General features: G+C 44.3%; 5 protein-coding genes. 2 read left to right on the top strand and 3 right to left on the bottom strand.

All coding sequences use genetic code 11. The features are described 5' to 3' along the window. The 3 genes from putP to QVO88_RS08165 all read right to left on the bottom strand — a co-directional run. Positions 1 to 1,361 (bottom strand): sodium/proline symporter PutP (gene putP, locus QVO88_RS08175; protein WP_288177906.1); only part of this gene is annotated, 1,361 nt, incomplete at its 3' end. Positions 1,362 to 1,483: 122 nt separating this feature from the next. Beyond that, positions 1,484 to 3,430 (bottom strand): threonine--tRNA ligase, encoded by a 1,947-nt coding sequence (thrS, locus tag QVO88_RS08170; protein WP_022288006.1) that lies wholly within the window; start codon positions 3,428 to 3,430, stop codon positions 1,484 to 1,486. 182 nt (positions 3,431 to 3,612) lie between these two features. Then, the gene (locus QVO88_RS08165) at positions 3,613 to 3,969 is read right to left on the bottom strand and encodes a hypothetical protein (protein WP_195551823.1); all 357 of its coding nucleotides are present in this window, start codon (positions 3,967 to 3,969) and stop codon (positions 3,613 to 3,615) included. A 613-nt stretch (positions 3,970 to 4,582) separates the two neighbouring features. Between QVO88_RS08165 and rny the strand changes: the two genes are divergently transcribed. Together rny and QVO88_RS08155 are read left to right on the top strand one after the other, a co-directional pair. Next, on the top strand, positions 4,583 to 6,148 hold the full coding sequence (rny, locus tag QVO88_RS08160; RefSeq protein ID WP_022288004.1) for a ribonuclease Y: 1,566 nt from the start codon (positions 4,583 to 4,585) through the stop codon (positions 6,146 to 6,148). 224 nt (positions 6,149 to 6,372) lie between these two features. Then, on the top strand, positions 6,373 to 7,382 hold a 1,010-nt coding region (locus tag QVO88_RS08155), incomplete at its 3' end, for a hypothetical protein (protein ID WP_288177905.1).

The raw sequence follows: 7,382 nt of genomic DNA, 5'->3' as shown, positions 1-7,382 counted from the left end.
TAATCCCATATTATTACCGACAACGCACCGCTGGCAACGCCTGCCGCCGCACCTGCGAGGTTTGTTCTCCTCCAATAAAGGGACATAAGTATTATCGGACCAAACGAAGCTCCAAGTCCTGCCCATGCGTTTGAAACAAGACCCATTATACTGCTGTTAGGGTCAAGTGCTATTATGTATGCTACTACCGCTACAGCAAGAACCGTTATCCTGCTCACAAGCAGGACTTTCTTGCTCTCCGCCTTAGGTGCAATACATGAGTGGTAAATATCCTCCGATACCGATGAGGCAGTTACAAGAAGCTGCGAATCAGCCGTTGACATTATGGCAGCCAGTATTCCGCAAAGGAAAATTCCGCCGACGAATGGCAGACCGATATCGGAGTTGAATACCTTCTGTATCATCTCGATGAAAACATTCTCAGACTTGTTGTTTGCAAGTGCAGGCACAAGATAAGCCCTGCCCACGATAGCTATAAAGCAAGCGAAGCAAAGTGATATAGCACACCATACACAGCCTATGACTCTTGACTTTTTTACCTCTTTTTCAGAGCTTATAGCCATGAATCTTACCAGAATGTGCGGCATACCGAAATAACCAAGCGCCCAACCGAGCTGAGAGATTATGTCGATGGCTGAAAGGGTCTGACCCTTTTCATCATTGAATATGTTAAGATAATGATGTGCCTCAACACCGCTTGCGGTGATGTTGTCCATAACGTTTCCTGCTCCAACAAGGAAAAATGCGATGATAGGTATAGTCACAACTCCTGCCAGCATGAGCAGACCCTGAACAAAGTCCGTTACACATACTGCCATAAATCCACCCATGAAAGTGTATCCCAAAATTACTACCGCACCGATAGTAAGACATATCTTGTAGTCGATACCGAATATAGAGTTGAAAAGCTTTCCGCCTGCCGAAAGAGCAGACGCTGTGTAAACAAGGAAGAATATGACGATTGCCACCGACGATACCAAAAGCATTATCTTGTGCTTGTCCTCAAATCTGTTTTCAAGATACTTAGGAAGCGTCAAGGAGTTGTTCGCTCTTATAGTGTATCTTCTCAGTCTGCCCGAAACTATCGCCCAGTTAAGTATAGTGCCGATAAGCAGACCTACAGCTATCCATATCTGCCCCGTTCCGAATGCGTAAACAGCGCCAGGCAGACCCATGAGCATCCAGCCTGACATATCAGAAGCCTGAGCAGAAAGTGCCGCTACCCAGCCGTTAAGTCCTCTGCCACCAAGGAAAAAGTCCTCGGAGCTTTTTGTTTTCTTCATATATGCAGCACCTATGAGAAGCATTCCTGCCAAATAGAATGCAAATGCCACAAGCGTCCAGATCATATCTGATTTCATCTATTACCTCTTTCCCGAAGCGGATTTTATCCTGTCCGCCCCATATTTTATAAACGGCAACGCCGCACAAGAGAAACTCCCCCTGTGCGGTATCGCATAAAACGTCTGTATAACAAAGCCGATTACTTAGCCTTAGTCTTTATCTCCTCATCAAGCTTAGCGATAAGCTCGTCAACAGGCATTGCAGGAAGCTCGCCCTCTTTTCTTGAACGAACAGTAACAGTGTTGCTGTTTACCTCGTTGTCGCCAATGATGAGCATATAAGGAATCCTCTCAAGTCTTGCAGCCTTGATCTTAGTACCAATGTTCTCATCTCTGTTGTCAACAGTAACTCTCATGCCCATAGCCGTCATTCTGTCAGCTATCTTCTGAGCGTATTCAGCATGACCCTCCTTGATAGGAAGAAGTCTTACCTGCTCAGGAGCGAGCCACAGAGGAAGAACGCCGTTGAAATGCTCAAGCATATAAGCAAGTGTTCTTTCAAAGCAGCCAAGTGAAGTTCTGTGAATGATGTAAGGAAGCTTCTTCTGACCGTCCTTGTCAACATAGTACATACCAAATCTTTCAGCCAAAAGCATATCTATCTGGATAGTAACAAGCGTGTCTTCCTTGCCGTAAACGTTCTTGTACTGAATGTCAAGCTTTGGACCATAGAACGCAGCCTCGTCGATACCGATATCGTAATCAACGCCAAGGTCGTCAAGAATAGTTTTCATTGCAGCCTGTGCGTGCTCCCACTGCTCAGCCGTACCCTCATACTTGTTCTTAGGGTTAGCAGGATCCCATTGTGAGAATCTGAATGTGCAGTCATCAAGCAGACCAACAGTGTCAAGGAAATACTTAGCAAGCTCCAAACAGCCCTTGAACTCCTCTTCAAGCTGGTCAGGTCTGAGAATGTAGTGACCCTCAGAGATAGTGAACTGTCTTACTCTGATAAGACCGTGCATCTCACCGCTGTCCTCGTTTCTGAACAGCGTAGAAGTCTCTGTCAATCTCATTGGAAGCTCTCTGTATGAACGCTGTCTGTTAAGAAATACCTGATACTGGAACGGACAAGTCATCGGACGAAGTGCAAAGCACTCTTTTTCCTCGTCATATGGGTCGCCAAGAATGAACATTCCGTCAAGATAGTGATCCCAGTGACCTGATATCTTATAAAGATCTCTCTTTGCGAAAAGCGGAGTCTTTGTAAGCAGACAGCCCTTTGCCTGCTCCACATCTTCTACCCAACGCTGGAGAAGCTGGATAACTCTTGCGCCCTTTGGAAGCATAACAGGAAGTCCCTGACCGATACAATCAACAGTTGTGAAATATTCAAGCTCTCTGCCTATCTTGTTGTGGTCACGAAGCTTAGCTTCCTCCTGCTGTTTAAGGAACTCATCGAGCATTGAAGCCTTAGGGAATGCAGTTCCGTAAATTCTTGAGAGCTGCTTGCCGTCCTCTGCCTTGCCCCAGTATGCACCTGTGCATGAAAGAAGCTTAACAGCCTTGATAGGTGCAACGCTCATTATGTGCGGACCTGCGCAAAGGTCAACAAAATCACCCTGCTTGTAGAATGAAAGCTTTTCGCCCTTATCGTCATGCTTGTGGATAAGCTCTACCTTGTAATCTTCGTGTCTTTCCTCCATGAGCTTTATAGCCTCGTCAGCAGAAAGCTCGAAACGCTCCAAAGCATAGCCCTCTTTCGCAAGCTTCTTCATTTCAGCCTGTATCTTTTCAAGGTCAGCAGGCGTAAAAGGCTTTTCTACCTCAAAATCATAGTAGAAGCCTGTGTCTGTAGCAGGGCCTCTTGCAAGCTTTGCCTCAGGATAAAGATTTTTTACAGCCTGTGCCATAAGGTGAGAAGCTGTGTGCCAGAAAGTTTCCTTACCAGCCTTTGAGTCAAAAGTCATGACCTCAAAATGGCAGTCATGGTCAACGACAGTTCTCATGTCGAAAACTTCGCCGTCCAGCTTTACGCAGCAGGCAGCCTTGTAAAGTCCCATGCCGATATCCTTGATTATCTCGCTTGCAGGCATTGCCGTTTCGATCTCACGGACAGAGCCGTCTTTTAATTTCAGCTTGATCATTTTTGATTCCTCCGATTTATATAATATTGTAATTCTTTATTATAACGTGTAAATTACACGTCTTTTTTATTTGAAATTCGTCCATTGTAGGGGCGAACAGCGTTCGCCCGCATATCACCCTGCGTTTTCTTGCGTATGGTCTTTTATAATTCGGGCGACCTCAGGTCACCCCTACAGGCATATTATTTGAAGTTCAGCAGTTCTGTATACTGCGAAACATACACATATATCCAGAAGCAAAGAAGCACTACGCTCAGCACCGTTGAAATGTCGCTCAAAACGTGCCTTGCCCTTTTTTTGATAGCCCATTGTCTGGAGCCGTCTTTTTTCACCCTGCAAACAAGCTGAGAGAAAAATGTGTTGAACCAGTATGATACTATCCATATGGGCAGAAAGGTGAGAAACCCTTGCTTGTCGGATATAGTCCCGCTCCATGATAACCAGCAAACATATCCCGCTGCACCATAAGCGCAAAACCCAATGGTATAGCAAATGATCGCAAGGATACGCCTTGTTTTCATGGCTTTCCTGTCTTTCATAGTATCATCACCCTCTTACATAACAAAAAAGTCCCATAGGACACAAATATCCTATGGGACGATGATATCGTGGTTCCACCCAACTTCATGCGCAGTTTCCTGCACAACTCATTAGTTGCTCCTTTAACGCTGAGCCTGCGGCGTGTATTAAACGCACTCAGGGGCGGTATCCTCACTCTGCATAGTCCTGCACCGCTCACAGCTCGTATAAAAACGTGCGGCGCTCTCTGAAAAGACCTTTCGCCGAGGGGCTTCCCCGTCAAAGCTTTCAAGTATAACTGCAAAAGACTTTATCTTTTACTTCAGTTAACATTTTAACACCTCTTCACCCGCTTGTCAAGGGGTTTGTTAGAAAATATATAATTTTGTGGATTTAACTAAAAAAATTCTTGACAACAGAGAAGTTTTATTATACAATAATATTGTGCATTATAATTTTTATATAACTGAAAGATGAAGTATAGTTTTTTGTATTATTCTGATGTTTTTTATAAAATAAATTTTGCAATTTTGTATCTTTACAATTTAATATCAGGTGGATATCTTTTTTTCATGCGTTTTTTACGCACAAAATATGGATATCCATACTTTCTAAGAAGGAGGAAAGCTATACATGGAACCAGGTATTGCTATTCTACTATGTGTAGTTGCTCTTGTTCTTGGTGCCGGTGTGAGCGGATTTATCTGCTTCAAACAGGGTATAAGCTATCGCAAAAAGACAGCCGAAGCTGCTGTAGGCTCTGCGGAAAAGGAAGCAGAGCGTATCGTTGACGACGCAAAGAAAAACGCTGAAACTCTGAAAAAAGAGGCATTAATCGAGGCGAAAGACGAGATCCACAAGTCACGCCAGGAAACGGAAAAAGAGCTTAAAGAGAGAAGGATCGAAGTTTCCAGACAGGAAAGACGTGTTCAGCAGAAAGAGGAGTCTATCGACAGAAAGCTCGATAATTTGGAGAAAAAGGAAGAAACTCTCCAGAACAAGCTGAAAAATGCTGACGAAAAGGTGGCTGAGGCTGACAGGATCAAGAAGTCACAGCTCGATATGCTTGAAAAGATATCTCAGTTCACTGTTGATCAGGCTAAGGATTATCTGCTTTCAAAGCTGGACGAGGATCTGGTGCATGAAAAGGCTGTGAGGGTCACAAACTTTGAAAATCAGGTGAAGGAGGACTGTGAGGCTAAGGCTAGACAGTATATCTCGCTTGCTATCTCAAGGTGTGCTGCCGATCAGGTGTCTGAATCAGCAGTGTCAGTCGTTGCATTGCCTAATGATGAGATGAAGGGCAGGATAATCGGACGTGAGGGAAGAAATATCAGAACTATCGAAACTCTCACAGGCGTTGATCTTATCATTGACGATACCCCTGAGGCTATCACCATCTCGTGCTTTGATCAGGTGAGAAGAGAGGTCGCAAGGATCGCACTTGAAAAGCTTATCCAGGACGGACGTATACACCCTACACGCATTGAGGAAATGGTAGAAAAGGCTAAGCGTGAAGTCGAGCTGAAGATCAAGCAGGAGGGCGAGAGAGCTATTCTCGAAACCAATGTTCACGGTGTGAACCACGAGCTTGTTAAGCTTCTTGGACGTCTGCGCTATAGAACAAGCTATAGACAGAACGTGCTTAACCACTCTATTGAAGTCGCTCACCTTGCAGGAATGATGGCGTCAGAGCTTGGCGTTGACGCAAATCTGGCAAGAAGAGCAGGACTGCTCCACGATATAGGAAAGGCTCTCAGCTATGAGATAGAAGGCTCGCACGTTCAGATAGGTGTTGACGTATGTAAGAAGTACAAGGAAAGCCCTGAAGTTATTCATGCTATCGAGGCTCACCATGGCGACGTTGAAACAAGAACTGTTGTTGCGGCACTTGTTCAGGCGGCAGACGCAATAAGCGCCGCTAGACCGGGAGCAAGAAGCGAGAACTATGAGAACTATATCAAGAGGCTCCAGAAGCTTGAGGAGATCTGCACGTCCTACGAGGGCGTTGAGAAATCCTTTGCTATACAGGCAGGCCGTGAGGTTCGTATCATGGTACAGCCTGAGAAGATCAACGATGAAAAAATGGTGCTCGTTGCTCGTGAGATCGCTAAGAGGATCGAAACTGAAATGGATTATCCGGGACAGATCAAGGTCAATCTTATCCGTGAGAGCAGAGCTATCGAATACGCAAAGTAAATTGTGTAAACAGCGGTTATCAAGATATATCAATTATCACAAGTCCTTTCATGTTTTATCGCAGTTATTTTTATTATAACATATAATTGTGAATAATGCAAACAAATCGGGAAAGTGAGGAATGAGGAGTGAGGAATGAGGAATTAAGGTATCGCCTGCGGCGATGTATTTTTAATTTTCAATTATAAAATAATAAAATATCTATGCTTTTTGGGGGATTTTTTATGTCAAAAGCAAAAGAGAAAAAAGAGGTCACTACCAATCAAGGTAAAAAGCACCTTTTCGGCAGTTCGGAAAAGTCGGATTTTATTCTGAATATGTCTGCCGAGTCTGCACAAAAGCTGTGCGGAGTTTACAGCATTATTGCTGTGCTTGTTCTGTGCGTTATCACAATTCCGTATTATTTCACACAGAATATCAAATACGGTATGGACGAAAGCGTCAACCGTACTCTTTATCTAAACGAAAAATTTATATTCTTTATATCTGCCGCTGTGCTTGCGGTCGGCTTTGTTGGATTTATCATTTTCCTTATTGCCAACATGAAAAAGCAGGTGGAGCTTAAAGACAACAAGAGCCTTATCGTACCACTTGCAGTGGTGCTTCTGTCGGTGGTATCTTGCTTGCTTTCAGCGGATATCTTCACATCTTTCTACGGCTATCTCGACCGCTCAGAGGGTATGCTCACCATACTTGGCTATTGGGGACTTTTTGCCGCAGGAATGACAGTTACGGCTGACGACTGCAGGATAAAGCTTTCAGACTTTATCGTAGGAATAGGCGCATTTGAAGCTATCGTGGGAATTTTGCAGGCTATACCTGCTACCGCAAAAATAGTTCCAAACTATTTCAAAGAGATATTCTCGGGCTTCTCATCAGGCGGTATGACCTATACAAAGGAATATATCGCAACAGGCTTTTTGTGTACGCCTTTTGCATTGGCGGCAGTGCTTACAGTGATATCTGCCTTTGCGCTTAATGGTATGCTCTATGATGATAAAAAGGCAAGAAAGATATTCTATGCTATCTCCCTTGCCCTTATGACAGCGGCTGATATCCTCGCCTGTGTTGTCCCTGCTATCTTGGGACTTGGTGCGGTTTATGTTATATCTCTTATTATTGCCGCTGTAAAGTCGGGCTTTGCAAAGGATAAGAAGCCTTTTATAGCCTGCCTTGTGACTTTTATAGTCGCAGGAGGGATCTTTGCGGGACTTTTCGCCTCAAACGAGTTCAG

Source organism: Ruminococcus sp. CAG:57 (assembly GCF_000435935.1).
Taxonomy (GTDB): domain Bacteria; phylum Bacillota; class Clostridia; order Oscillospirales; family Ruminococcaceae; genus Hominimerdicola; species Hominimerdicola aceti.
This window is presented reverse-complemented; position numbering and strand designations above follow the sequence as displayed.

Excerpts from the sequence above, each read along its gene's own strand:
- thrS (WP_022288006.1), bottom strand. The coding sequence starts at position 3,430 with ATGATCAAGCTGAAATTAAAAGACGGCTCTGTCCGTGAGATCGAAACG.
- rny (WP_022288004.1), top strand. The coding sequence starts at position 4,583 with ATGGAACCAGGTATTGCTATTCTACTATGTGTAGTTGCTCTTGTTCTT.
- QVO88_RS08165 (WP_195551823.1), bottom strand. The coding sequence starts at position 3,969 with ATGAAAGACAGGAAAGCCATGAAAACAAGGCGTATCCTTGCGATCATT.